This window comes from Streptomyces fulvorobeus, from assembly GCF_013167895.1.
Classification (GTDB): Bacteria; Actinomycetota; Actinomycetes; order Streptomycetales; family Streptomycetaceae; genus Streptomyces; species Streptomyces fulvorobeus.
The window spans coordinates 4,707,961-4,733,923 of record NZ_BLWC01000001.1; the positions used below are offsets into that span (position 1 = coordinate 4,707,961).

General features: G+C 70.9%; 22 protein-coding genes and 4 pseudogenes. 18 read left to right on the forward strand and 8 right to left on the reverse strand.

What is annotated here, in order from left to right; all coding sequences use genetic code 11:
• Window positions 1-80 precede the first annotated feature (80 nt).
• The 5 genes and pseudogenes from Sfulv_RS21255 to Sfulv_RS21275 all read left to right on the forward strand — a co-directional run bounded on the left by Sfulv_RS21255 (window position 81) and on the right by Sfulv_RS21275 (window position 5,108).
• Complete coding sequence (locus Sfulv_RS21255) at window positions 81-440, forward strand: YraN family protein (RefSeq protein ID WP_173316153.1); 360 nt, start codon at window positions 81-83, stop codon at window positions 438-440.
• Window positions 440-2,064 (forward strand): annotated as a pseudogene (locus tag Sfulv_RS21260) (YifB family Mg chelatase-like AAA ATPase). The gene Sfulv_RS21255 and the pseudogene Sfulv_RS21260 overlap by 1 nt, the downstream one beginning before the upstream one ends.
• The gene (gene dprA / locus Sfulv_RS21265) at window positions 2,061-3,269 is read left to right on the forward strand and encodes a DNA-processing protein DprA (protein WP_173316154.1); all 1,209 of its coding nucleotides are present in this window, start codon (window positions 2,061-2,063) and stop codon (window positions 3,267-3,269) included. Before Sfulv_RS21260 ends, dprA begins: the two are co-directional and overlap by 4 nt.
• A 254-nt stretch (window positions 3,270-3,523) precedes the next feature.
• Complete coding sequence (whiG, locus tag Sfulv_RS21270; RefSeq protein WP_173316155.1) at window positions 3,524-4,360, forward strand: RNA polymerase sigma factor WhiG; 837 nt, start codon at window positions 3,524-3,526, stop codon at window positions 4,358-4,360.
• Window positions 4,361-4,550: 190 nt separating this feature from the next.
• Complete coding sequence (locus Sfulv_RS21275) at window positions 4,551-5,108, forward strand: TetR/AcrR family transcriptional regulator (protein WP_173318084.1); 558 nt, start codon at window positions 4,551-4,553, stop codon at window positions 5,106-5,108.
• 133 nt (window positions 5,109-5,241) lie between these two features.
• Here Sfulv_RS21275 and Sfulv_RS21280 read toward each other — a convergent pair.
• Window positions 5,242-5,820 (reverse strand): annotated as a pseudogene (locus Sfulv_RS21280) (murein hydrolase activator EnvC family protein); the annotation flags it as partial.
• A gap of 278 nt (window positions 5,821-6,098) precedes the next feature.
• Here Sfulv_RS21280 and rpsB point away from each other — a divergent pair.
• The 10 genes and pseudogenes from rpsB to Sfulv_RS21330 all read left to right on the forward strand — a co-directional run bounded on the left by rpsB (window position 6,099) and on the right by Sfulv_RS21330 (window position 16,528).
• Window positions 6,099-7,040 carry a 30S ribosomal protein S2 gene (gene rpsB, locus Sfulv_RS21285; RefSeq protein WP_173316156.1) on the forward strand — a complete coding sequence of 314 codons (942 nt, stop codon included), beginning with the start codon at window positions 6,099-6,101 and terminating at the stop codon, window positions 7,038-7,040.
• 97 nt (window positions 7,041-7,137) lie between these two features.
• Window positions 7,138-7,974 carry a translation elongation factor Ts gene (gene tsf / locus Sfulv_RS21290; RefSeq protein WP_173316157.1) on the forward strand — a complete coding sequence of 279 codons (837 nt, stop codon included), beginning with the start codon at window positions 7,138-7,140 and terminating at the stop codon, window positions 7,972-7,974.
• 159 nt (window positions 7,975-8,133) lie between these two features.
• Window positions 8,134-8,909: pseudogene (gene pyrH / locus Sfulv_RS21295) on the forward strand (UMP kinase).
• Window positions 8,910-9,025: 116 nt separating this feature from the next.
• Entirely contained in the window at window positions 9,026-9,583 is a 558-nt protein-coding gene (gene frr / locus Sfulv_RS21300) for a ribosome recycling factor (protein ID WP_073726823.1), read from the forward strand.
• Window positions 9,583-10,665, forward strand: a complete 1,083-nt coding sequence (locus Sfulv_RS21305) for a phosphatidate cytidylyltransferase (RefSeq protein WP_173316158.1) — start codon at window positions 9,583-9,585, stop codon at window positions 10,663-10,665. Before frr ends, Sfulv_RS21305 begins: the two co-directional genes overlap by 1 nt.
• A gap of 104 nt (window positions 10,666-10,769) precedes the next feature.
• Window positions 10,770-11,876, forward strand: coding sequence for a dual-specificity RNA methyltransferase RlmN (rlmN, locus tag Sfulv_RS21310; RefSeq protein WP_173316159.1), 1,107 nt, complete (start codon window positions 10,770-10,772; stop codon window positions 11,874-11,876).
• A 243-nt stretch (window positions 11,877-12,119) separates the two neighbouring features.
• Window positions 12,120-13,217, forward strand: a complete 1,098-nt coding sequence (locus tag Sfulv_RS21315) for a thiamine ABC transporter substrate-binding protein (protein ID WP_173316160.1) — start codon at window positions 12,120-12,122, stop codon at window positions 13,215-13,217.
• A 56-nt stretch (window positions 13,218-13,273) separates the two neighbouring features.
• Window positions 13,274-14,902, forward strand: a complete 1,629-nt coding sequence (locus Sfulv_RS21320; protein WP_173318086.1) for an ABC transporter permease — start codon at window positions 13,274-13,276, stop codon at window positions 14,900-14,902.
• Window positions 14,903-14,904: 2 nt separating this feature from the next.
• Window positions 14,905-15,945, forward strand: coding sequence for an ABC transporter ATP-binding protein (locus tag Sfulv_RS21325; RefSeq protein ID WP_173316161.1), 1,041 nt, complete (start codon window positions 14,905-14,907; stop codon window positions 15,943-15,945).
• An 82-nt stretch (window positions 15,946-16,027) separates the two neighbouring features.
• Window positions 16,028-16,528 (forward strand): SRPBCC family protein, encoded by a 501-nt coding sequence (locus tag Sfulv_RS21330; RefSeq protein ID WP_173316162.1) that lies wholly within the window; start codon window positions 16,028-16,030, stop codon window positions 16,526-16,528.
• A gap of 59 nt (window positions 16,529-16,587) precedes the next feature.
• Here the strand turns inward: Sfulv_RS21330 and Sfulv_RS21335 are convergent, their stop codons facing one another.
• Window positions 16,588-17,577 carry a helix-turn-helix transcriptional regulator gene (locus Sfulv_RS21335; protein WP_173316163.1) on the reverse strand — a complete coding sequence of 330 codons (990 nt, stop codon included), beginning with the start codon at window positions 17,575-17,577 and terminating at the stop codon, window positions 16,588-16,590.
• Between the two features lie 92 nt (window positions 17,578-17,669).
• Between Sfulv_RS21335 and Sfulv_RS21340 the strand changes: the two genes are divergently transcribed.
• Window positions 17,670-18,068 (forward strand): VOC family protein, encoded by a 399-nt coding sequence (locus Sfulv_RS21340; protein ID WP_173316164.1) that lies wholly within the window; start codon window positions 17,670-17,672, stop codon window positions 18,066-18,068.
• A gap of 104 nt (window positions 18,069-18,172) precedes the next feature.
• Window positions 18,173-18,555 (forward strand): annotated as a pseudogene (locus Sfulv_RS30615) (integrase core domain-containing protein); the annotation flags it as partial.
• A 122-nt stretch (window positions 18,556-18,677) separates the two neighbouring features.
• Here Sfulv_RS30615 and Sfulv_RS21355 read toward each other — a convergent pair.
• The 4 genes from Sfulv_RS21355 to Sfulv_RS21370 form a co-directional block, all read right to left on the reverse strand.
• Complete coding sequence (locus tag Sfulv_RS21355; RefSeq protein ID WP_173316166.1) at window positions 18,678-19,853, reverse strand: hypothetical protein; 1,176 nt, start codon at window positions 19,851-19,853, stop codon at window positions 18,678-18,680.
• The gene (locus Sfulv_RS21360) at window positions 19,835-20,572 is read right to left on the reverse strand and encodes an ABC transporter ATP-binding protein (protein ID WP_173316167.1); all 738 of its coding nucleotides are present in this window, start codon (window positions 20,570-20,572) and stop codon (window positions 19,835-19,837) included. The genes Sfulv_RS21355 and Sfulv_RS21360 overlap by 19 nt, the downstream gene beginning before the upstream one ends.
• Before the next feature lie 214 nt (window positions 20,573-20,786).
• Window positions 20,787-22,166, reverse strand: a complete 1,380-nt coding sequence (locus tag Sfulv_RS21365; protein WP_173316168.1) for an aspartate aminotransferase family protein — start codon at window positions 22,164-22,166, stop codon at window positions 20,787-20,789.
• Entirely contained in the window at window positions 22,151-22,657 is a 507-nt protein-coding gene (locus Sfulv_RS21370; protein WP_173316169.1) for an Lrp/AsnC family transcriptional regulator, read from the reverse strand. The genes Sfulv_RS21365 and Sfulv_RS21370 overlap by 16 nt, the downstream gene beginning before the upstream one ends.
• 161 nt (window positions 22,658-22,818) lie before the next feature.
• On the opposite strand from Sfulv_RS21370, the gene Sfulv_RS21375 reads away from it, so the two are divergent.
• Window positions 22,819-24,258 (forward strand): gamma-aminobutyraldehyde dehydrogenase, encoded by a 1,440-nt coding sequence (locus tag Sfulv_RS21375; RefSeq protein ID WP_173316170.1) that lies wholly within the window; start codon window positions 22,819-22,821, stop codon window positions 24,256-24,258.
• Window positions 24,259-24,366: 108 nt separating this feature from the next.
• On the opposite strand, the gene Sfulv_RS21380 is transcribed toward Sfulv_RS21375, so the two are convergent.
• Window positions 24,367-25,173, reverse strand: a complete 807-nt coding sequence (locus Sfulv_RS21380; RefSeq protein WP_173316171.1) for an SAM-dependent methyltransferase — start codon at window positions 25,171-25,173, stop codon at window positions 24,367-24,369.
• A 66-nt stretch (window positions 25,174-25,239) separates the two neighbouring features.
• On the reverse strand, window positions 25,240-25,962 hold the full coding sequence (locus Sfulv_RS21385; protein ID WP_173316172.1) for a glycerophosphodiester phosphodiesterase: 723 nt from the start codon (window positions 25,960-25,962) through the stop codon (window positions 25,240-25,242).
• Between the last annotated feature and the right edge of the window lies 1 nt (window position 25,963).

Genomic DNA, 25,963 nt, shown 5'->3' on the forward strand with positions numbered 1-25,963 from the left:
ATCCACAATCACTGAGTTGTCCACCAAGATCCACTCGATCCGGGCCGACGCGGCAGAGTCGGTGCCGGAGGTGGTGCCGAATGAACGCACGGGGGGCACTCGGGCGGTACGGCGAGGATCTGGCGGCGCGGCTGCTGGCCGAAGCGGGTATGGCCGTCCTGGCACGCAACTGGCGGTGCCGCGCCGGAGAGATCGACATCGTCGCGGGGGACGGTGACGCCCTGGTCATCTGCGAGGTCAAGACCCGCAGGGCTGGGGCATTCGAGCATCCGATGGCCGCCGTCACACCGGTCAAGGCCGAACGGCTGCGCAGGCTCGCGGCGATCTGGCTCGACAGGCACGGCGGACCGCCGTCGGGCGGGGTCCGGATCGATCTCGTCGGAGTCACCCTGCCCCGGCGCGGAGCACCCGTCACCGAGCACGTGCGGGGGGTGGCCTGATGGGGTTCGCCCGTGCGTGTTCGGTGGCGCTGGTCGGCGTCGAGGGCGTGGTGGTGGAGGTCCAGGCGGACCTGGAGCCGGGGGTGGCCGCCTTCACCCTGGTGGGTCTGCCCGACAAGAGCCTGGTGGAGAGCCGGGACAGGGTCAGGGCCGCGGTGGTCAACTCGGGTGCCGAGTGGCCGCAGAAGAAGCTCACGGTGGGGCTTTCCCCGGCGTCGGTCCCCAAGAGCGGCAGCGGTTTCGATCTCGCTGTCGCCTGTGCGGTGCTCGGCGCGGCGGAGCGCATCGACCCGGCGGCCATCGCCGATGTGGTGATGATCGGGGAGCTGGGCCTGGACGGCCGGGTCCGTCCGGTGCGCGGGGTGCTGCCCGCGGTGCTCGCCGCGGCGGAGGCGGGGTACCGCCAGGTGGTCGTCCCCGAGCAGACCGCCGGTGAGGCGGCCCTGGTGCCGGGCGTCTCGGTCCTCGGTGTACGGAGCCTGCGGCAGCTGATCGCGGTGCTCGGCGACGAGCCGGTCCCCGAGGAGCCGGTGGCGGACCGGGGGCGCCCCGACAGCATGCTGGCCGGACTGATGATGCCCGGCGCGGGGTCGGCACGGGGCTCGCCCCCTTCGCGGCGCGGGGCGGCGACAGCCACCGGCCCGACCTCTCGGAGGTGGCCGGCCAGCACAGGCCGCGCAAGGCCCTTGAGGTGGCGGCGGCGGGCGGGCACCATCTGCTGCTCTCGGGTCCGCCGGGGGCGGGGAAGACCATGCTGGCGGAGCGGCTCTCGGCGATCCTGCCGCCGCTGACCCGTCAGGAATCGCTCGAAGTGACGGCGGTGCACTCGGTGGCGGGCATCCTCCCGCCGGGTGAACCCCTGGTCACCAGGGCGCCGTACTGCGCGCCGCACCATTCGGCGACGATGCAGTCACTGGTGGGCGGCGGCAACGGCCTGCCACGGCCGGGGGCCGTCTCGCTCGCTCACCGCGGTGTGCTCTTTCTGGACGAGGCGCCCGAGTTCTCCGGGCGGGCGCTCGACGCGCTGCGGCAGCCGCTGGAGTCCGGACACGTCGTCGTGGCCCGCGCGGCCGGCGTGGTGCGGCTGCCCGCGCGGTTCCTCATGGTGCTGGCCGCCAACCCGTGCCCCTGCGGCCGGCACACCCTCAGCGGGGCCGGCTGCGAATGCCCGCCCTCCATGATCCGGCGCTACCAGTCGAGGCTGTCCGGACCACTGCTCGACCGGGTCGACCTGCGGGTCGAGGTGGAGCCCGTCAACCGGGCCGACCTGATGGGGCGCGGAGGGCGGGGCGAGACGACGGCCGAGGTCGCCGCCCGGGTGCGGGTGGCGAGGGAGCGGGCGGCCGAACGGCTCGCGGGCACTCCCTGGACCACGAACAGCGAGGTGCCGGGGCACGAGTTGCGCACCCGGCTCCTCGTGGCACCCGGCGCGCTGTTCGCGGCCGAACGCGACATGGAGCGGGGAGTCCTGACGGCCCGGGGTCTGGACCGGGTGCTGAGAGTGGCCTGGACCGTCGCGGACCTCCGGGCGGCCGACCGCCCCGACGCGTCCGACATCGCGGTCGCGCTGGAACTGCGGACGGGCATCCAGCGAGGGGTGCCGATGGAGGCCGGGGCACCATGAACCAGCATGCGGCGGGTGAAGCTCACGCGGAGCAGGACGGCCGGGCGGGCTGCGACGACCGGGAGCGGCTGGCCCGGGCCGCTCTGACACGGATCTTCGAACCGGGGGACGAGCGTGCGGGCCGTTGGCTGCGGGAGACGGGTCCGGTCGAGCTTGTCCGGCGCCTCGGCACCGCCGACGGCTCGGCGGAACGGCTGCCGGGGATGACGTCCGTGCGGCTGGGCGGCTACCGCCTGCGGGCGGCGGCGGCCGAGGCGGAACGGGACCTGGCGGTGGCGGCGGCGGCCGGCGGTCGCTTCCTGTGCCCCGGGGACCGGGAGTGGCCGACGCAGCTCGACGACCTGGGCGACGCCAGGCCGCTCGGTCTGTGGGTGCGAGGCCGCTCCGACCTGCGTCTGTGGGCCCTGCGCTCGGTCGCGGTGGTCGGCGCCCGGGCCTGCACGCCCTACGGGGCGCACATGGCCGGGGAGCTCGGCTCCGGCCTCGCCGAGCGCGGCTGGGTGGTGGTGTCCGGGGCCGCCTTCGGAGTGGACGGTGCGGCGCATCGCGGAGCCCTGGCCGCGGGCGGCGCGACGATGGCGGTGCTCGCCTGCGGCGTCGACGTCGCCTACCCCAGGGGTCACGCCGGGTTGATCGGACGCATCGCCGAACAGGGCCTTCTCGTCACCGAGTTGGCGCCGGGCGATCATCCGACGCGCAGCAGGTTCATCCTCCGTAACCGGGTGATCGCGGCCCTGACCAGAGGGACGGTCGTGGTCGAGGCCGAATACCGCAGCGGGTCCCTCGTCACCGCCCGCGGCGCGCAGCGGCTCGGCCGATTCACCATGGGGGTACCGGGCCCCGCGACCAGCGGTCTGTCGGCCGGAGTCCATGAACTGCTGCGGGGGGAAGCCGTCCTGGTCACCGACGCGTCCGAAGTGGCCGAACTGGTCGGCGGCATCGGCGACCTGGCTCCCGTGCGGCGCGGACCCGTGCTCCCCAGGGACCTGCTCGACGCCGTGACGGCACGCGTCCTGGAGGCGCTGCCGTACCGGGGCGCGGTGGACGGCCGTGAGGTGGCGCGCGCCGCAGGCGTCACCGCCGACGAGGCGCTCGGCCGATTGTACGAACTGCACTCACTGGGGTTCGTCGAACGGGAGGGCGACGGATGGCGGTTGACGCCGAGGCCGGTCCGCGGCGAAGACGCGCGGCGAGGCGGTACTTGACCTGGAGCATTCGGGTGAAAAGGTGAAGCCGATGACCCCGGCGGCCCTGTCCGTGATGTTTCCGGGACCGACGCGCACCGCGACGGCCCCGGACCTCGGCCATGACCGGCTGCGCGTGCTATGGGGCAGAATCACCCGGTACAGGTCTCCGGTCCTGCGCACATCGCAACCTTCCGGTCACGCTACGCTCACAAGGATTCCACACCAGGCGGAAGTTCCCCGGCGCTTCACAGCAGAACGGCTCAAGGCACCACATGCCCCAGCACACCTCCGGGTCTGACCGCGCGGCAGTACCACCGGCCGCGCGTGGCGCTGTGCGTCCAGCTGCCCCCTCCTCTGTCGACGAGTTGTGGCGTTCCTACAAGTCCACGGGCGACGGAAGGCTGCGGGAGCAGCTGATCCTCCACTACTCGCCGCTGGTGAAGTACGTCGCGGGCCGCGTGAGCGTGGGGCTGCCGCCCAACGTGGAGCAGGCGGACTTCGTCTCCTCCGGGGTCTTCGGGCTCATCGACGCCATCGAGAAGTTCGACATCGAGCGGGCCATCAAGTTCGAGACGTACGCGATCACCCGTATCCGCGGCGCGATGATCGACGAACTCAGGGCGCTGGACTGGATTCCCCGCTCCGTGCGGCAGAAGGCGCGGAACGTGGAGCGCGCCTACGCCACGCTGGAGGCGCAGCTGCGGCGCACGCCGTCGGAGGCGGAGGTGGCCGCCGAGATGGGTATCGCCCTGGAGGACCTGCACGCTGTTTTCAGCCAGTTGTCGCTGGCGAACGTGGTGGCCCTGGAAGAGCTGCTGCACGTGGGCGGGGAGGGCGGCGACCGGCTGAGCCTGATGGACACGCTGGAGGACACGGCCGCCGACGATCCGGTGGAGGTGGCCGAGGACCGGGAGCTCAGACGGATGCTCGCCCGGGCCATCAACACGCTCCCGGAGCGGGAGAAGACGGTCGTCACCCTCTACTACTACGAAGGACTGACCCTCGCCGAGATCGGCAACGTCCTCGGGGTCACCGAGAGCCGGGTCAGCCAGATCCACACCAAGTCCGTGCTGCAGCTCCGGGCGAAACTGGCCGACGCGGGGCGTTGAGCCGTCCCCGCGCGGATGAGCGCCTCTCCCCGCGACGGTGAGTCCCCTCCGCGACGGGTGAGCACTCCTCGTGACACCGTCACACCGGCGCCCGGCCGAGGTGGCTTCGGCCACCGAACGCAGGCGCACACCCCCTCCCGGACACCTGCCGCCGTAGAGTGGACGCGTGCCCAGGATTCGAGCGGCCTCCGTGGCCGAGCACCGGACCATGCAGCGCGGCGCCCTCCTCGACGCCGCACGCTCCTTGCTGTCCGAGGGGGGTACCGAGGCGCTGACCTTCCCCGCTCTCGCCGAGCGCACAGGGCTCGCCAGGTCCTCCGTCTACGAGTACTTCCGCTCCCGCGCGGCCGTCGTCGAAGAGCTCTGCGCCGTTGACTTCCCCCTCTGGGCGGCCGAGATCGAGAACGCCATGGAGCGTGCGGCGACTCCTGAGGAGAAGATCGAGGCATACGTCCGCAGGCAGCTCGACCTCGTCGGGGACCGGCGCCACCGGGCGGTCGTCGCGATCTCCGCGAGTGAGCTGGACGCGGGCGCACGAGAGAAGATCCGGGCCGCGCACGGCGGGCTGATCGCCATGATCGTCGAGGCGCTGAGCGATCTGGGGCATGCGCAGCCGAGGCTCGCCGCGATGCTGCTCCAGGGTTCGGTGGACGCCGCGGTGCGCCGTATCGAGCTGGGTGCGGCCGAGGAGCCGGGCGTCGTCGCCGACACGGCCGTGGCGATGATCCTGCGCGGCGTGCGGGGCTGAGGACCGCCCAGGCCGCTGCGGCCGCGGGCGGCCCGGTGTGGACCGCCCGCCCGGGCCGGACGCCTCCTCCGTCATCCGCTTCCCGGTCCACGGTCACGGGCCCGGACCCCGCACCCTCTGACGGCCCCGGCGCCGGCTCCGGTACGCCGAACACCGGCAGCAGACGTGAAGGGCCGCGCCTCAGCAGTGCGGGCGGCAGCAGCGACAGGGGATTCAGATAGGTCCCGCCGCGCCGCAGTCCCCAGTGCAGACAGGCCCCGGGGCAGTGGGACGGCCCCGGTTCGAGAACCGCCACCTCCTGCCCGGCCGCGACCTCGTCACCCGGGGAGACAAGGGGCCGTACCGGTTCGTACGTGGTGCGCAGGGGTGGCTCCCCGCTGCCGGACACCTCGATGGCGACTACTCCGCGGCCGGCCACCGGCCCGGCGAACGACACCCGGCCAGAGGCGGCCGCCAGCACCGCGGCGCCCGGCCCGGCCGCGAGATCGACGCCGCGGTGACCCGGTCCGTACGGCCCGGCGGGCGGCTCCCACCCCCGTACCACCGCGGGGTGCCCGGCCAGGGGCCACGAGCGGTTCCCGTCCGGCGCGGGGCGCCCGGAGGCGGCGTGGGCCGCGCCGGAGGCGGCCGACACCGCGAGCAGAGTCGCCGAGACGGTGAACAGGAGGGTGGCGACGCGGCGGGACAGGGGCGTTCCAGGAGTGCGGAGCATGAGCGCAACGCTGCCCTTTCCGGCCGTTCCGCGGTGATCATGGACGCGATCTGTGGACGACGGAGGGGTTGTGGACAGCTCCGTCACCCGGCACCCGAAGGGTCCCGTACACTTCCTTTGGCGATCCGGGTGACCGGGTCGACTTCGCACGCCCCGCCACCACCCTCTCTGCGGACGGTGGCCGCGCTCCTCGGTCCCTTGTGGCACGGCGCGTCGGGGCGTCAGGCGCGACAGCAATCCTGCGGTCGCGGTAACCGAGTACCTCAAGGAGTACGGCCATGGCCGTCGTCACGATGCGGGAGCTGCTGGAAAGCGGCGTCCACTTCGGTCACCAGACCCGTCGTTGGAACCCGAAGATGAAGCGCTTCATCTTCACGGAGCGCAACGGCATCTACATCATCGACCTGCTCCAGTCGCTGTCGTACATCGACCGCGCCTACGAGTTTGTCAAGGAGACCGTCGCCCACGGCGGTTCCGTCATGTTCGTCGGCACCAAGAAGCAGGCGCAGGAAGCGATCGCCGAGCAGGCGACGCGCGTGGGCATGCCCTACGTCAACCAGCGCTGGCTCGGCGGCATGCTGACCAACTTCTCCACCGTCTACAAGCGCCTCCAGCGCCTGAAGGAGCTGGAGCTCGTCGACTTCGAGGACGTGGCCGCGTCGGGCCTCACCAAGAAGGAGCTCCTGGTTCTCTCTCGCGAGAAGGCCAAGCTGGAGAAGACCCTTGGTGGTATCCGCGAGATGCAGAAGGTGCCCAGCGCCGTCTGGATCGTCGACACCAAGAAGGAGCACATCGCCGTCGGTGAGGCGCGCAAGCTCCACATCCCGGTCGTCGCGATCCTCGACACCAACTGCGACCCCGACGAGGTCGACTACAAGATCCCGGGCAACGACGACGCGATCCGCTCCGTCACCCTGCTCACCCGCGTGATCGCCGACGCCGTCGCCGAGGGCCTCATCGCCCGTTCCGGTGCCGCCACCGGTGACTCGAAGCCGGGCGAGAAGGCCGCAGGCGAGCCGCTCGCCGAGTGGGAGCGCGACCTGCTCGAAGGCGACAAGAAGGCCGACGCCGAGGTCGAGACCTCCGCCGAGACCGAGAAGGCCGCCGACGCCGAGGCTCCTGCCGCCGAGGCCGCTGCCGCCGACGCCCCCGCTGCTGAGGCGCCCGCTGCCGAGGCCCCCGCTGCCGAGGCCCCGGCCGCGGACGCCGAGCAGGCCTGACACCCGTCACGGCTGAAGACGGCGGGGGCCGGTGCCGCAGGCACCGCCCCCGCCGTTCACCCGTAGATCTTTCAGACTTCGAGAGAGAAACAGACTCATGGCGAACTACACCGCCGCTGACGTCAAGAAGCTCCGTGAGCTCACCGGCGCCGGCATGATGGACTGCAAGAAGGCCCTCGACGAGGCCGACGGCAGCGTCGAAGGAGCCGTCGAGGCTCTCCGTATCAAGGGCCAGAAGGGCGTCGCCAAGCGCGAAGGCCGTTCTGCCGAGAACGGCGCCGTCGTCTCCCTCATCTCCGAGGACAAGACCTCCGGCGTGCTGCTGGAGCTGAAGTGCGAGACGGACTTCGTCGCCAAGGGCGAGAAGTTCCAGGCCGTCGCCAACGCGCTGGCCGCGCACGTCGCCGCCACCTCCCCGGCCGACATCGCGACGCTCCTGGCGTCCGAGATCGAGGCCGGCAAGACCGTCCAGGCGTACGTGGACGAGGCCAACGCCAACCTCGGCGAGAAGATCGTCCTGGACCGCTTCGCGCAGTTCACCGGCGGTTACGTGGCTGCGTACATGCACCGCACCATGCCCGACCTCCCGCCGCAGGTCGGCGTGCTCGTCGAGCTGGACAAGGAGAACGCCGAGGTCGCCAAGGACGTCGCGCAGCACATCACCGCCTTCGCTCCGAAGTACCTCAACCGCGACGAGGTCCCGGCCGAGACGGTCGAGAACGAGCGTCGGGTCGCCGAGGCCACCTCCCGTGAGGAGGGCAAGCCCGAGGCCGCCCTTCCGAAGATCGTCGAGGGCCGTGTCAACGGATTCTTCAAGGACGTCGTCGTCCTGGAGCAGGCGTTCGCCAAGGACCCGAAGAAGTCCGTCCAGAAGGTCCTGGACGAGGCCGGTGTCAGCCTGAAGCGCTTCGCGCGCATCAAGGTCGGCATCTGAGTCCGTCCGCGAACAACGGTGGACCCCGATAGGGTCTAGCGCAGTCGACGGCCGCACTCGTGCCGGACGACCGCAGATCTGACGAGGAGGCCATTGCCGCTGAGGGACACCAGACCCACCGGCAATGGCCTTCTTCGTATGTGCACGAGGAGAATTTCGATGGACAAGGGCGCGGACGCCTCACAGGCCGGCCACAAGCGCGACGAGGGCACGATTTCCGGACGCTTCATGCTGAAGCTCTCGGGGAGGCGTTCGCCGGTGGCGGGGGCCTCGGTGTCGACCCCGATGTCGTGCACACCATCGCCCGCGAGATCGCCGCGGTCGTACGGGACGGCGCGGAGATCGCGGTGGTGATCGGCGGCGGGAACTTCTTCCGCGGTGCCGAGCTCCAGCAGCGCGGCATGGACCGGGCCCGGTCCGACTACATGGGCATGCTCGGCACGGTGATGAACTGCCTCGCACTCCAGGACTTCCTGGAGAAGGAGGGCATCGACTCCCGCGTCCAGACCGCCATCACCATGGGCCAGGTCGCTGAGCCCTACATCCCGCTCCGCGCCGTGCGGCACCTGGAGAAGGGGCGCGTCGTCATCTTCGGCGCCGGCATGGGCATGCCGTACTTCTCCACCGACACCACCGCCGCCCAGCGCGCCCTGGAGATCGACGCCAAGGCCCTGCTGATGGGCAAGAACGGAGTCGACGGGGTCTACGACGCCGACCCGAAGACCAACCCCGGCGCGGTGAAGTTCGACGCCCTGGAGTACGGCGAGGTGCTCGCCCGTGACCTCAAGGTCGCCGACGCCACCGCCATCACGCTCTGCCGCGACAACAAGCTGCCGATCCTCGTCTTCGAGCTGACCGCCGAAGGCAACATCGCCCGCGCCGTCAAGGGTGAGAAGATCGGCACGCTCGTGAGCGACGAGAGCACCAGGGCCTGACGGCCCCCCAAGATGGACAACGGCCTGCCGGTCGGACACCGTGCAGGTGAGGACGCGACGCAGGATCCGCAGGGCCCGACGATGCCGGGTCCACTCAAGACACGCAGGAGCACGTGGTGATCGAAGAAATCCTCCTCGAGGCCGAGGAGAAGATGGAGAAGGCCGTTGTCGTCGCGAAAGAGGACTTCGCCGCGATCCGCACCGGCCGCGCGCACCCGGCGATGTTCAACAAGATCGTCGCGGACTACTACGGCGCGCTGACCCCGATCAACCAGCTGGCCTCGTTCTCGGTCCCCGAGCCGCGGATGGCCGTGGTGACCCCGTTCGACAAGACGGCGCTGCGCAACATCGAGCAGGCGATCCGTGACTCGGACCTCGGCGTCAACCCGAGCAACGACGGCAACATCATCCGTGTGACGTTCCCCGAGCTCACGCAGGACCGCCGCAAGGAGTACATCAAGGTCGCCAAGACCAAGGCCGAGGACTCCAAGATCTCGATCCGCTCCATCCGCCGCAAGGCCAAGGAGACGCTTGACAAGCTCGTCAAGGACAAGGAGTCCGGCGAGGACGAGGTGCGCCGCGCGGAGAAGGAGCTCGACGACACCACCGCGAAGTACGTCGCCCAGGTGGACGAGCTGCTCAAGCACAAGGAAGCCGAGCTGCTCGAAGTCTGATGAACGACTCTTCCTGGGGTGCCCCGCAGGGAGCGGGTTCCTGGGGTGCGCCCCGGATGGGAGCCGCTCCGGCGGGTCCTGCTCACGATGTGCATGACGCCCAGCAGACTCGGCCCATGCCCATCGTGCCGGACCTTCCCGACGCAGGTAGAGACGCTGACCACCGCGACGACCGGGGCGGGGGAGCCGCGCGCGTCAGCGGCCCCCTGTTCCGTGACGAGATGCCGCAGGAGCCCATGTCCACCCCGCCGCAGCCCCCTCCGAAGAAGCGTGCCGGGCGGGATCTCCGTGCCGCCATAGGGGTGGGTGTGGGGCTCGGTGCTGTCATCGCCGCCTCGCTCTTCGTCGTGAAGGCCGCCTTCATCGGTGTGATCGTGGCCGCTGTCGTCGTCGGTCTCTGGGAGCTCACCTCCCGGCTGCGGGAGCGCAAGGGCATCAAGGCGCCTCTCGTGCCGCTCGCGGTGGGCGGCGCGGCCATGGTCGTCGCCGGATACGTGCGGGGGGCGGAGGGCGCCTGGGTCGCCATGGCACTGACCGCGCTCGCCGTACTGGTCTGGCGGATGACCGAGCCGCCCGAGGGTTACCTCAAGGACGTGACGGCCGGTGTGTTCGCCGCCTTCTACGTGCCGTTCCTGGCCACGTTCGTCGCGCTGCTGCTCACGGCCGACGACGGACCGCAGCGCGTCCTGACCTTCCTGCTGCTGACCGTGGTCAGCGACACGGGGGCGTACGCGGTCGGCTGGCGCTTCGGCAGGCACAAGCTCGCTCCGCGCATCAGCCCCGGCAAGACCCGCGAGGGCCTGCTCGGCGCCGTGGGCTTCGCCATGGCCGCGGGCGCCCTGTGCATGGAGTTCCTGATCGAGGACGGCTCCTGGTGGCAGGGCCTGCTGCTGGGCCTCGCGGTCGCCGCCAGCGCCACCCTCGGTGATCTGGGCGAATCCATGATCAAGCGTGATCTCGGTATCAAGGACATGGGCACGCTGCTGCCAGGACACGGCGGGATCATGGACCGGCTGGACTCGCTGCTGCCGACCGCGCCTGTGGTCTGGCTGCTGCTGGTGCTTTTCGTCGGATCGGGCTGACCCACCGCGTCAACACACCGCCTGACCTGCGAAGTCGCGAGTGAGGGTCCGTTGTCCACAGGACGGCGGGCCCTCACTCGTCTGTCTGCGACACTGGAAGAACCATGCCAAAGCCCGGAGAACTCACTTTTGTCGCGCCCCGCGGAGCCAAGAAGCCGCCGCGGCATCTCGCCGACCTCACGCCCGACGAGCGCAAGGAAGCAGTCGCCGCGATCGGCGAGAAGCCGTTCCGCGCCAAGCAGCTGTCCCAGCACTACTTCGCGCGGTACGCGCACGATCCGTCGGAGTGGACCAACATCCCGGCCGGCTCGCGCGAGGGTCTCGCTGAGGCGCTGTTCCCTGACCTGATGTCCGTGGTGCGGCACATCAGCTGCGACGACGACACCACCCGCAAGACGCTCTGGAAGCTGCACGACGGGACGCTCGTGGAGTCCGTCCTGATGCGCTACCCGGAGCGGGTGACCATGTGCATCTCCTCCCAGGCGGGCTGCGGGATGAACTGCCCGTTCTGCGCCACGGGGCAGGCCGGGCTCGACCGCAATCTGTCGACCGCCGAGATCGTGCACCAGATCGTGGACGGCATGCGGGCGCTGCGTGACGGTGACGTTCCGGGCGGGCCGGCGCGGCTGTCCAACATCGTCTTCATGGGCATGGGCGAGCCCCTCGCCAACTACAAGCGCGTCGTCGGCGCGATCCGCAGGCTGACCGACCCCGAGCCCGACGGGCTGGGTCTCTCGCAGCGCGGGATCACCGTCTCCACCGTGGGCCTGGTGCCCGCGATGCTGCGCTTCTCCGACGAGGGCTTCAAGTGCCGTCTCGCCGTCTCGCTGCACGCCCCGGACGACGAGCTGCGCGACACGCTCGTGCCCGTGAACACGCGCTGGAAGGTGCGGGAGGTGCTGGACGCCGCCTGGGAGTACGAGGCGAAGTCCGGCCGCCGCATCTCCATCGAGTACGCGCTGATCCGCGACATCAACGACCAGGCGTGGCGGGGTGACCGCCTCGGCCGGCTGCTCAAGGGCAAGCGGGTGCACGTCAACCTGATCCCGCTCAACCCGACGCCGGGTTCCAAGTGGACCGCGTCGCGGCCCGAGGACGAGAAGGCGTTCGTCGAGGCCATCGCGGCCCACGGCGTGCCGGTCACGGTCCGGGACACCCGCGGCCAGGAGATCGACGGGGCCTGCGGACAGCTGGCGGCCTCCGAGCGCTGAGGCGGAAGGCGCCCGGTGTAGCCTGGGCGCCACATCCAACTTCATATTCCGGCAGGGGAGCGCCACAGCGCTGAGAGTGCGGCACCGACAACGGGCCGGCCGCAGACCCTCTGAACCTCGCCCGGGTCATTCCGGGTAGGAAGTTCGGACCTTACTCAAGCTGTTGCGCCCTGCCCGCCTCCCGAAGATCACCGGGGGCGGGCAGGGCCGCGTCTCTTCCTGGTCACTTCCAGGAGGAATCACATGAGCACCACGAAGAAGATCACTGCGACCGCGGTGGCCGCCGCTCTCGGTGTCACGGCTCTCGCGGGCTGCGCGGACTCCGACGACGGTGCGTCCGGCGGGTCGAAGGGCTCCGGCTCCAAGACCGTGACGCTGGTCAGTCACGACTCCTTCAACGCCTCCAAGGACGTGCTGAAGGCGTTCACCGAGGAGACCGGCTACACCGTCAAGGTCCTCAAGAGCGGCGACGCCGGGGCCGCGCTCAACCAGGAGATCCTGACCAAGGGCTCCCCGCGCGGTGACGTGTTCTTCGGCGTCGACAACACCCTGCTCTCCCGCGCCCTCGACAACGGCCTGTTCACGCCGTACGAGGCCAAGGGCCTGGACCGGGTCGCGGACGAGGTGCGGCTCGACGCGGACAAGCACCGGGTGACGCCCGTCGACACCGGTGACGTCTGCGTGAACTACGACAAGAAGTACTTCGCCGACAGGAAGCTCGCGCCGCCGCAGTCCTTCGAGGACCTGCTGAAGCCCGCGTACGAGAACCTGCTCGTCACCGAGAACGCCGCCACCTCCTCGCCCGGTCTCGGCTTCCTCCTCGGTACCGTCGCCGCCTACGGCGAGGACGGTTACGAGGACTACTGGAAGAAGCTGAAGGACAACGGCGTCAAGGTCGTGGACGGCTGGGAGCAGGCGTACAACGACGAGTTCTCCGGTTCCGCCGGCGGCAGGAAGGCCAAGGCCGACCGGCCCCTCGTCGTCTCCTACGCCTCCAGCCCGCCCGTCGAGGTGCTGTACGCGCAGCCGCAGCCGGCGAAGGCGCCGACCGGCGTCGCCACCGGGACCTGCTTCCGCCAGATCGAGTTCGCGGGTCTGCTGGACGGTGCGGAGAACGAGGCGGGCGGCAAGGCCCTGCTGGACTTCCTGATCGGCCGGGAATTCCAGGAGGACATGCCGCTGAACATGTTCGTGAACCCGGTCGTGAGCGACGCGGAACTGCCCGAGCTCTTCACCGAGTTCGGCGCGGAGATCGACGAGCCGGCGACCGTGGCCCCGGAGCGGATCGCCAAGAACCGTGAGCGGTGGGTCCGGTCGTGGTCCTCGCTCGTGGTCAAGTAGCCGGCCGCTCCGTGCGCGGAGGACGGGTGCTCAGCGGACGGATACGCGGGAACGCGGTGCGGCTCGGCCTGACGGCCGTGCCCCTCGCGTTCTTCGCGCTGTTCTTCGCCTACCCCGTCGCCGCGATCGTCGGCCGCGGGTTGAAGGACACGGGCCGGTGGCAGTTCGGCCGCATCGGTGAGGTGCTGGGCCGCCCGGAGATCCTCGACGTCCTGTGGTTCACCACCTGGCAGGCCCTCGCCTCCACCGCGCTCACCCTGGTCCTCGCGCTGCCCGCCGCCTATGTCTTCGCCCGCTTCGACTTCCCCGGAAAACACCTGCTGCGGGCCGTGGTCACGGTGCCGTTCGTGCTGCCGACCGTGGTCGTCGGGACGGCGTTCCTGGCGCTCCTCGGCCGCGGCGGCTTCCTCGACGAGCTGGCGGGAGTGCGGCTCGACACCACCGTGTGGGCGATCCTGCTGGCCCACGTCTTCTTCAACTACGCCGTGGTCGTACGCACCGTCGGCGGCCTCTGGTCGCAGCTCGATCCCCGCCAGGAGGAGGCCGCCAGGGTCCTGGGCGCCGGACGGTTCGCCGCCTGGCGGCGGGTCACCCTGCCCGCCCTGGTGCCCGCCGTCGCCGCCGCCGCACTGATGGTCTTCCTCTTCACGTTCACCTCCTTCGGCGTCGTGCAGATCCTCGGCGGCCCGGCCTTCTCCACGCTCGAGGTGGAGATCTACCGGCAGACCGCCCAGCTCCTGGACCTGCCGACGGCCGCCGTGCTGACCCTCGTCCAGTTCGCCGCGGTCGGCGCGATCCTCGCCGTGCACGCCTGGACCGTACGGCGCAGGGAGACCGCCCTGAAGCTGGTCGACCCGGCGCAGACCGCCCGCCGACCGCGCGGCGCCGGGCAGTGGGCGCTGCTGGGCGGGGTGCTGCTGACCGTCCTGCTGCTGATCCTGCTGCCGCTGGGTGTGCTGGTGGAGCGCTCCTTCGACGGTCCCGGCGGTCACGGGCTGGGCTTCTACCGCGCGTTGCGGTCGGCCGAGGCGAGCGGTTCCACGTTCCTCGTACCGCCGCTCGAAGCCGTCTGGAACTCGCTGCGGTACGCGCTCGTCGCGACCCTGATCGCGCTCTTCGTCGGCGGGCTCGCGGCGGCGGCGCTGACCCGGCGTGCCGGGCGGCTGGTCCGCGGGTTCGACGCGCTGCTGATGCTGCCGCTCGGGGTGTCCGCCGTGACGGTCGGCTTCGGCTTCCTGATCACGCTGGACGAGCCACCGCTCGATCTGCGGACGTCCTGGATCCTGGTGCCGCTCGCGCAGGCCCTGGTGGGTGTCCCCTTCGTCGTACGGACCATGCTGCCCGTCCTGCGCGCGGTGGACGGGCGGCTCCGGGAGGCGGCGGCGGTGCTCGGGGCCTCGCCGGTGCGGGTCTGGCGTGAGGTCGACCTGCCGCTGGTGCGCCGGGCGCTGCTGGTCGCCGCGGGCTTCGCGTTCGCCGTGTCGCTCGGCGAGTTCGGCGCGACCGTGTTCATCGCGCGCCCCGACAACCCGACGCTGCCGGTCGCGGTGGCCCGGCTGCTGGGACGGTCCGGGGAGCTCAACTACGGGCAGGCGATGGCCCTCAGCACGATTCTGATGCTCGTCTGCGCGGTGTCGCTGCTGCTGCTGGAACGTATCCGCACCGATCGATCCGGGGAGTTCTGACCATGCTGGCACTGGAATCGGCCACGGTCCGCTTCGGCGGGCGCACCGCGCTCGACGCGGTGGACCTCCAGGTCGCCGAGCACGAGATCGTCTGCGTGCTGGGGCCGAGCGGCAGCGGCAAGTCGACGCTGCTCCGGGTGGTCGCCGGGCTGCAGCCGATGGACGGCGGCCGGGTGCTGCTGGGCGGCGCGGACCAGGCGGGGGTGCCCGTGCACCGGCGGGGTCTGGGCCTGATGTTCCAGGACCACCAGCTGTTCCCGCACCGCGATGCCGGGGCCAACGTCGCCTTCGGGCTGCGGATGCACGGTGCCGGACGGGCGGAGCGGGAGAGCGGGGTCGCCGAACTGCTCGACCTGGTCGGGCTGCCGGGCGCCGGGCGCCGGGCGGTCGCCGCACTCTCCGGCGGCGAGCAGCAGCGTGTCGCGCTCGCCCGCGCGCTGGCCCCCAGCCCGAAGCTGCTGATGCTGGACGAGCCGCTGGGACAGCTGGACCGGAGCCTGCGCGAACGCCTGGTCGTCGAACTGCGCACGCTCTTCGGCCGGCTGGGCACCACGGTGCTGGCCGTCACGCACGACCAGGGGGAGGCGTTCGCCCTCGCCGACCGGGTGGTGGTGATGCGTGAGGGGCGGATCGCGCAGACGGGGACTCCGCTTGAGGTGTGGCAGAGGCCCGCTTCCGCGTTCGTCGCCCGGTTCCTCGGCTTCGACAACGTGGTGGACGCCGAGGTGACGGGCACGGTGGCGGACACGGTCTGGGGCAAGGTGGCGGTGGCCGAGGGGGAGTGGCAGGGGCCGTGCGAGCTGCTCGTGCGGCCGGCCGGGGTGCGGATCGGGGCCCCGCGGGACGGCCTGCGCTGCACCGTGGAGGCGCGTACGTTCCGGGGGCACCACGTCTCCGTACTGCTGCGGCCCGAGCGCGGGCCCGTGCTGGAGGCGGCGTGCGCGCTGCGGGACACCCCGCAGGAGGGCGCCGCCGTCGGGGTCACCTTCGACGTGGCGGAGACGGTGGTCCTGGCGCCGGCGGGGGAGCCGTCCGGGAAGTGACCGGCTGGCGGCGCCCCCCGGAGCCTGGTCCCCTGGAACGGTCGGCGACCGCCCTGCCGGGCCCCAGGAAAGGACCACGACCATGGACGGGTCAGTACGCGAGGGCATCGATCTCACCCGGGCCTTCGACGCCCCACGGGAGCGGGTGTTCGAGGCGTGGACGACGCCCGAACGCTTCGCCGCCTGGTACGGCGGCCACGCCGCCGTACCGCTCGACCGGGTGTCGATGGACGTCAGGCCGGGCGGGGCCTGGAGCCTGGTCCTCGTCGTACCGGGCACCGAGATGCCCTTCCACGGGGTCTACCGCGAGGTGGTCGCACCGCAGCGGCTCGTCTTCACGCTGAAGGACGGCAGCGTCGCCGACGAGGCCGAGGGCGAGATCGTCACCGCCACGTTCACCGGCCGGGGGCGCACCACCGAGATGACGTTCCGCCAGCGCGGCGGGAACCTCACACCGGAGCAGTACGCCGCAGCGGAGGACGGCTGGGAGGCGTGCTTCGACACGCTCACCACGGTCCTCGCGACCACCCGCGGTCCGGCGCCGCCGCCGGACCTCCGCTCCCGGCCTGCGCCTCCTCGCTGAGAGCGGCCGGCCCGCCCCGGGCCTAGATGTGCCGTCTCATGACATTGGTTCTTCGCCTGTCAGGCTTGGCGGGCATAGGACGCGAAGCGATCGGCGAGCGCGATGACGAGGGCGCGGAGTTCATCGGGGTGCTCGATGGCGAACGGCCGGTCGAGTGAGGCGAGTACCGGAGGCAACCAGTCGAGCCGCTCCGCCCGTAGCTCGACGCGCAGCCAGTGCTCGGCCGCCGGGTCCTGGCCGGCCGCGGGCTCGTGCTCCTCCAGGCTCGCGACGCTGGCGGGGAGGTGGGCGCGGATCTGCTCAACTGTCCCGTGGATCCGCAAGGTGACCTGATGCCTGTACTCGGCCGTGGCGAATCCTGACAACACGCGTTGTGCCGGACCGGGACCCACGGGCGCTTCGAATGAGCCGGACAGGGCCCTCGCGGCTGCGATGCGATCGAGCCGGAAGGTTCGGTCCTCGCCGACCTGGGCGTCCTTGCCCGTCACGTACCACCGGCCCGCATGGGCGACGATCCCGTACGCGTGCAGTGTGCGTTCGCTGCGCCGTCCGTCGCGGTCGGTGTAGCGGATCGACACCGGTCGGCGGTGGCGCACCGCATCGGCGATGGTGAGCAGGAGCCCGGCGTCCGGGTGGTCCAACTCGCCGGGCTGATCCGTGAAGGCGAGAGCTTCCAGGAGTGTGTCGAGCCGGCGGGCGATGTGCTTGGGCAGCACCCGCCGGATCTTCGCTGACGCCGTCTCGTTTGCCGTGCGCTCCGTCGTCGTCAGCTCTGCCCGGCGGCCGGCGACCAGGCCGAGCAGCACGGCCAGCGCCTCGTCGTCGCTGAGCATGAGCGGAGGCAAACGGTACCCGGGAGCCAGCCGGTACCCGCCGTAGCGGCCGCGCACCGACTCCACGGGCACGTCCAGTTCGATCAGTTGGTCCACATACCGCCGCACAGTGCGCCCTTCGACGCCGAGACGGTCGGCGAGCTCGGCCACAGTCCGGGTGCCGCCCGACTGCAGTAGCTCCAGGAGTCTCAGCACGCGGCCTGTGGGTCGTGACATGTTCGCAGCCTAACGCGAATACAGGACCGATTCTGTCCACTATTTCTCCTAGCCTGAGACTGCACGCCTCCAGCACAGCCAAGGAGATACCCATGGACTTCGTCTCGATCCGCATCATCACCAGCGACGTCGCACGCCTCGTCGAGTTCTACGAGCGAGCTACAGGGATGCAGGCGATACGGGCCACCGAGGACTTCGCCGAACTCAGGACCGCGGGCGCAACCCTCGCGATCGCCGGCACCCGCACCGTCCCGCTGTTCGCCCCGGGCTCTGCCCGCCCGGCGGACAACCACAGCGTGATCATCGAGTTCCTCGTCGACGACGTGGACCGCGTTCACCAGAACCTGACCGGCTTCGTCACCGACTTCGTCAACGTGCCCACCACGATGCCCTGGGGCAACCGGTCGCTGTTGTTCCGCGACCCCGACGGCAACCTCGTCAACTTCTTCACCCCCGTCACCCCGGAGGCCATCGAAAAGTTCGCACGCTGACGCCACGCACAGCCGCTCACGCGGGAGCCCCGAAATCTCAGGGGCTCCCGGTGAACGCGGCCGCCGGGTCCAGGAGCGCCACCAGCAGGGGACATCGGAACGACTCCCGACTCGCCTACACCGAGGCTCTGGACGACGAGAAGGCCGTGACCGCAGCCGCGTTCTGGCATCGTTCCGTCGCGTTCTTCGCCGCCCACGACATCACGCCGATCCGCCGCGTCCTCACCGACAACGGCTCCTGCTACCGCTCTCGCGCCTGGGCCGCTGCCCTGGTCGTGACGGGAACGAAGCCCAAGCGCACCAGGCCGTACCGCCACGGACCAACGGGAAGGTGGAGAGGTTCAACGGGACGCTGGCCCGCGAGTGGGCCTACGTGCGCGCCTACACCTCCGAGCAGGAACGCAGGGCCGCGCTCGCGAACTTCCTCAACTACTACAACCACGAGCGCCCGCACTCCGCGCTCGGAGGCCGGCCACCCATCAGCCGGACCTCCGGCAGTGACTACCGCATCGTGTTCGACCAGCCGCCGAAGCCACTCGACACGATCCCGCAGCAGCTCGCCTTCGAGGACGCCGTGGAACCAACGTCCTGAGACACCACACCTAGACGTCAGGCGGCGGTCAGGGGCAGCGCGGCCAGCTGCGCGACCGTCCAGGTCAGCGGGGCGAAAACGGCCAGCAGCGCGCCGGCCCGCACGGCGGTTGCGCCGCGCAGTGCGGATGCCGGGGCGCCCATCCTGAGCAGCGCGTCGGCGGTCCTGGCGCGGGCCTGCTTCGCCTCCAGCGCCGAGGTCAGCAGCGTCGCCGTCGTGCAGCCGAGTACGAGCGCCGCACCGAGAGCGGTGAGGGGACCGAAGGGGCGGGGCCCCGTCCCGTACAGCGCGGCGGCGGCGATCACCCCGGACAGCACCGCGCAGACCACCCCGAGCGGGCGGCCGATACGCCGGGCCTCGTCCATCAGGACCCGGCCCGCCAGCAGGCGGACGGCTCCCGGGCGCACGGCCTGGAGCAGCCGGCCGCAGAGGTAGGTGAGTCCGGGGCCGGCCATGGCCAGGCCGATCGCGGTCAGTGTCCAGCCCGCCAGCACGCCGGCCGGGGTGGCGTCCAGCCTGCCGGGCAGCGGGAACGGGCTGCCGCCCGCCGGGCCCCGGCTCGCGTACGCCTCGACGGCCAGACCGGCCGCCGTCAGGGCGACGCCCCACGGCAGCCCCGAGGGAGCCCCCGATGTGCCGGGGTCACCGGCGCCGTCCGGGGCGGTGGGGGAGGAGGCCACGGGGGGCCGGGCGCGTAGGGCGAGCGCACTCGCGAGCACCGAGGCCACCGGTACGAGGGCGAGCAGCGTGAGGGCGGCCGCCAGCGGCAGCGGTGTACCGGCTCCCAGCAGCTCGGTGGCGCGGCCGTCGAACGGCATCCCCGTCAGGTCGCCCCGCAGGTGCAGGAAGAGCAGCAGGGCCACCATCGAGCCGAGCGTGGTGGAGACCGCGGTGGAGACGGCCGCGAGCACCGAGAGCCTGACCGGGCCCAGCCCGATGGCGAAGAGCCCGGGGCGGGGCCGGGTGGCCGGGTCGGTCCGGGCCACCGCGACGGCGAACTGCACGGCGGCCGCCAGCGGGACCAGGCACCACAGCAGCCGCAGTACCGACCCCGTGGCCTGCGCCGGGTGGCCGGAGGCGTACCCCAGGGTGCAGAGCAGCAGGAAACCGACGCCGGCCGAGGCCGCGGCGACGAGCAGGCGCCGCGCCAGGACCAGGGGGTGCGTACCGCGGGTCAGACGGAGAGCGAGCACGCCGAGCGGCCTTCCGTATCGGACACGGCGGGCAGGGTGACGGTGCTGACGCGGCGGCCGTCCAGCAGGGCGACCGCGCGGTCGGCGAGGGCGGCGACCTCCACGTCGTGGGTGGCGAGGACGACCGTGATGTCGTGGGAGCGGGCCGCGGTCGTCAGGGTGCGCAGGAGCTGCGTGCGGTCCGCGCGGTGGAGCGCCGCGGTCGGCTCGTCGGCGAAGATCACCGATGGTGACGCGGTCAGGGCCCGGGCCACGGAGACCCGCTGGCGCTGTGCCTGGAGCAGCGCGTGGGGCCGCTTCTTGGCGAGCGCGGCGATATCCAGGCGCTCCAGCCACTCCAGCGCAGCCTTCTTGGCGGCCCGGTGCGAGGTGCCCCGCAGGAGCAGGGGAAGGGCCGCGTTCTCCCAGGTGGTCAGCTCCGGCACGAGCTGGGGCTCGGGGGCGATCCAGGCGAAGCGGTCGCGGCGCAGCTGTTCCCGCAGGCGCGGGCCCATCGTGTGGAGGGGGACGCTGTTGTACCAGACCTCGCCCTGCTGGGGCACCAGCTGCCCGGACAGACAGTGCAGCAGCGTGGTCTTCCCGCTGCCGCGCGGCCCGGTCACGGCCAGGATCTCGCCGTCCCGGACGCCGACGGAGACACCGCCGAGACCGGGTGAGCCGTTGTGGGAATGGTGCAGGGAACGCGCCCAGATCACGTCGTTGTCCGGCGGGGCCACCATGGCGTACACCTCGGTTCAGTCAGTATTCCCTTCCCCCGTACGGGGGAAGGGAGACGCGGCCGATCGGTCTCTCGGCACGGTAGGCAGCCCGGCCCGGGTGTGCGCACAGCACGCGGCCCGGATGCGCTCCTTCTCACTCGAAAGGCGTATCCGGGCCGCGTGGACCGTATGAAATGACCGCTGGAACGACATCAGCCAGGGGCCCTCACCGGGGTCAGAGCTTCGTCCACGCCTCCGTGAGAACGGACCGCAGGATGCCCTCGATCTCGTCGAAGGTCGCCTGGTCGGAGATGAGCGGCGGCGCGAGCTGGACGACCGGGTCGCCGCGGTCGTCGGCCCGGCAGTACAGGCCGTTCTCGTACAGCGCCTTGGAGAGGAAGCCGTACAGGACGCGCTCGGTCTCCTCGTCGGTGAAGGTCTCCTTGGTGACCTTGTCCTTCACCAGCTCGATGCCGTAGAAGAAGCCGTTGCCGCGGACGTCGCCGACGATCGGCAGGTCGTGCAGCTTCTGGAGGGTCGAGAGGAACGCGCCCTCGGTGTCCAGGACGTGCTGGTTGAGGCCCTCACGCTCGAACAGGTCGAGGTTGGCAATGCCCACGGCCGCGGAGACCGGGTGGCCACCGAAGGTGTAGCCGTGCAGGAAGGTGTTGCCGCCCTGGTAGAACGGCTCCGCCAGGCGGTCGGAGATGATGCACGCGCCGATCGGGGAGTAGCCCGAGGTCATGCCCTTGGCGCAGGTGATCATGTCCGGCACGTAGTCGAACTTGTCGCACGCGAACATCGTGCCGAGGCGGCCGAAGGCGCAGATCGTCTCGTCCGAGACGAGCAGCACGTTGTACTGGTCGCAGATCTCGCGGACCCGCTGGAAGTACCCGGGCGGCGGCGGGAAACAGCCACCGGCGTTCTGCACCGGCTCCAGGAAGACCGCGGCCACGGTCTCGGGGCCCTCGAAGAGGATCTCCTGCTCGATCTGGTCGGCGCACCAGCGGCCGTACGCCTCGGGGTCGTCGCCGTGGATCGGGGCGCGGTAGATGTTGGTGTTGACCACCTTGTGCGCGCCGGGAACCAGCGGCTCGAAGGGGGCCTTCAGGGCCGGCAGGCCCGTGATGGACAGGGCGCCCTGCGGGGTGCCGTGGTACGCCACCGCGCGGGAGATGACCTTGTACTTGGTCGGCTCGCCGGTGAGCTTGAAGTACTGCTTCGCCAGCTTCCACGCGGTCTCGACGGCCTCGCCGCCACCTGTCGTGAAGAAGACCTTGTTCAGGTCACCCGGGGCGTAGTTCGCCAGACGCTCGGCCAGCTCGACGGCCTTGGGGTGGGCGTACGACCACACCGGGAAGAAGGCCAGCTCCTGCGCCTGCTTGTACGCCGTCTCGGCGAGCTCGTGACGGCCGTGGCCGGCGTTGACCACGAACAGGCCGGAGAGGCCGTCGAGGTAGCGCTTGCCCTTGTCGTCGAAGATGTAGGTGCCCTCGCCACGCACGATGGTGGGAACGGGCGCGTTCTCGTAGTCCGACATGCGGGTGAAGTGCATCCACAGGTGGTCGTACGCGGTTCGGCTGAGGTCCTTGCTCACGGCTATCGGGTTCCCCACATATAGGTCTGCTTCTTGAGCTTGAGGTAGACGAAGCTCTCGGTGGAGCGCACACCGGGAATGGCCCGGATGCGTTTGTTGATCGTCTCCAGCAGGTGGTCGTCGTCCTCGCAGACGATCTCCACCATCAGGTCGAAGGAGCCCGCGGTCATGACCACGTACTCGCACTCGGCCATGGCCGCCAGGGCTTCCGAGACGGGGTCGAGGTCTCCCTCGACATTGATGCCCACCATCGCCTGCCGCCGGAGTCCCACGGTGAGCGGGTCGGTGACGGCGACGATCTGCATCACGCCCTGGTCGAGCAGCTTCTGGACGCGCTGGCGTACCGCCGCTTCCGACAGGCCGACGGCCTTGCCGATCGCGGCGTACGGACGGCGTCCGTCCTCCTGGAGCTGCTCGATGATTGCGAGGGAGACGGCATCGACCGTCGGGGACGGTCCGTTCCCGGTCCTGGAGTCTGCGCTGCGACTGGCCACAGACTCACTCTGCACCGGGACTCGTCTGTCTGGCAAGCCCAGATCGATGAAATTCGTTGTCTGGGGACCTGGATCTCACCGAATCCGAAGTTGACGCCCGGTGGCTATGTCGAAAGCGTCACCGAAGCGATTAGGGTGGAATCTCATCCATCGGACAGCCGACAGGAGGGGTGGTTGTGACCACCGAGGTGCGCCGTCTGCGCAACTACATCAACGGAGAGTTCCGGGACGCCGCGGACGGGCGGACCATCGACGTGGTCAACCCGGTGACGGAAGAGGTCTACGCGACCTCCCCGCTCTCCGGACAGGCCGACGTCGATGCCGCCATGGAGGCGGCGGCCGCCGCCTTCCCCGCCTGGCGTGACGTCACGCCGGCCGAGCGCCAGAAGGCCCTGCTCAAGATCGCCGACGCCTTCGAGGAGCGCGCCGAGGACCTCATCGCGGCCGAGTCGGAGAACACGGGCAAGCCGCTGGAGCTCACCCGTACCGAAGAGGTCCCGCCGATGGTGGACCAGATCCGGTTCTTCGCGGGTGCCGCCCGGCTGCTCGAAGGCCGCTCGGCCGGCGAGTACATGGAGGGCCTGACCTCCATCGTCCGCCGTGAGCCGGTGGGCGTGTGCGCCCAGGTGGCGCCGTGGAACTACCCGATGATGATGGCGGTCTGGAAGTTCGCCCCGGCGCTCGCCGCGGGCAACACCGTCGTCCTCAAGCCGTCCGACACCACCCCGGCGTCGACCGTGCTGATCGCCGAGATCATCGGCGCCATCCTCCCCAAGGGCGTCTTCAACGTCATCTGCGGCGACCGCGACACCGGCCGCGCGATGGTCGAGCACCCCACCCCGGCGATGGCCTCCATCACCGGTTCGGTACGGGCCGGCACGCAGGTCGCCGAGTCCGCGGCCAAGGACGTCAAGCGCGTCCACCTGGAGCTCGGCGGCAAGGCGCCCGCCGTCGTCTTCCAGGACAGCGACATCGCCAAGGCCGTCGAGGGCATCTCCGTCGCGGGCTTCTTCAACGCCGGGCAGGACTGCACGGCCGCGACCCGTGTTCTGGTCCACGAGTCGATCCACGACGAGTTCGTCACCGCGCTCGCCCAGGCCGCGGCGGAGACGAAGACCGGGGCCCCGGACGACGAGGACGTGCTCTACGGCCCGCTCAACAACGCCAACCAGCTGAAGCAGGTCAGCGGCTTCATCGAGCGCCTCCCCGCCCACGCCAAGGTCGAGGCGGGCGGTCAGCGGGTCGGTGACAAGGGCTACTTCTACGCGCCGACCGTGGTCTCCGGCCTCAGGCAGGACGACGAGATCATCCAGAACGAGGTCTTCGGCCCCGTCATCACCGTCCAGTCGTTCACGGACGAGGCCCAGGCCCTGGAGTACGCCAACGGCGTGGAGTTCGCGCTGGCGTCCTCGGTGTGGACCAAGGACCACGCGCGCGCCATGCGGATGTCCAAGAACCTCGACTTCGGCTGCGTGTGGATCAACACCCACATCCCGCTCGTCGCCGAGATGCCGCACGGCGGATTCAAGAAGTCCGGCTACGGCAAGGACCTCTCCGCATACGGCTTCGAGGACTACACCCGCATCAAGCACGTCATGACGTCGCTCGACGACTGACCGGCGTACCACGAGCGGTGTGACGGCCCCGGGCTCAGGCCCGGGGCCGTTTCCCGTCTCCGGAGCCGGACCGGCGGGAGCGCGGCGGCCCGGCCCGCACCCCGTCCCCTACGGCTTGCGGGCCACCGCGCCGAACTGGGCGACCTCGGCCGCCGGGGCGCCCGGTTCCGGACGCCACTGGGCGCAGGACACGATGCCCGGGTCCAGAAGTTCCAGACCGTCCATGAAGGCGGCGAACTCGGTGCGGGAGCGGGCGGTGATCGGCGGAGTGGCGTGCTCGTTCCAGAAGCGCATCGCCTCCTCGTTGCCCTCGCCGCCCAGCTCCAGCGTGGGGTGGGTGAGCACCAGGTAGCTGCCGGAGGGCATCGCGTCCATCAGCCTGCTCACGACGCTCCGCGCCTCGCCGGTGTCCAGGACGAAGTTGAGGATGCCGAGCATCATCACCGCGACCGGCTGCCTCAGGTTCAGGGTCGGCTCGACGGAGCGCAGAATCTGTTCCGGGTGATGGGCGTCGGCGTCGATGTACTCGGTGGCGCCCTCGGGCGAGCTGGTGAGCAGGGCCCGCGCGTGGGCCAGCACGATCGGGTCGTTGTCGACGTACACGATGCGGGAGTGCGGAACGGTGTGCTGCGCGATCTCGTGGGTGTTGTTGAAGGTCGGCAGACCCGTGCCGATGTCCAGGAACTGGGTGATGCCCAGGTCACCGGCGAGATGCCGCACCACCCGGCCGAGGAACGCCCGGTCCGCGCGGGCCACTTCGCCGATGCTCGGGTACATGCCGGTGACCTGGTCGCCGACCGCCCGGTCCACCGGGTAGTTGTCCTTGCCGCCCAGCCAGTAGTTCCAGACCCGGGCGTTGTGCGCGACGTCGGAACGGACGCGGGCGGGGACGGATTCGGTGCTGGGGTCGCTCACGTGTGCTCCTCTGGTGCCGGGCCTGGCATCACGGAAGATGCCGTGCCTTCCATCATGCCGGATCGATCAAGGTGCCTCGCGGGCGGGGAAGTTGGCGAGCACTCCGTGCAGCGCGTCGACGCGGTTCGTGGTGATCGAGTCGACGCCCCGCCCGATCAGGCGGCGCATCGTCCGCCTGGTGTCGGCCGTCCAGGCGGAGACGAGCATCCCGTCCCGGTGCACGCGCTCCGTCAGCTCCCGGCTCACCAGGCCGAACCGGTAGTTCATCCAGCGGGGCTTCACGGCCGCCACGAGCGCGGCGCGCGGCGGGGCGAGGGTGTTCCAGGTCAGCGCGATCTCGGCGGACGGATCGGCCGCCCGGACGCGGAGCATGGCCCCGCCGCCCGCGCAGTAGTACACCCGCTCGCCCGCGCCGCACTCGTGGACCGTGCCGACGATGTCGCGTACGGAGGCGTCGGTGCAGCCGGGCAGGTCGATCATGAGACGGTGCCCGGCGGTGGCGAGCAGCGCCTCGCGCAGCGTGGGCACGCCGCCCGAGGTCAGCTCGGTCAGCTCGTGGTGGCGGAGCCGGTCGAGACGCAGGTCGTGGCCCCACAGCCGTTCCAGCGTGGAGTCGTGCAGCAGGACCGGCACGCCGTCACGGGTGACGCGGACGTCGACCTCGACCGCGTCCGCCCCGCGTTCCAGCGCGGAGCGGACCGAGGGCAGCGTGTTCTCGCGGGCCCGGTACGGATCGCCGCGGTGTGCCACGGCGGTGACGGCGGGGGCGGTGCGGAGAGGGTGGTCCATG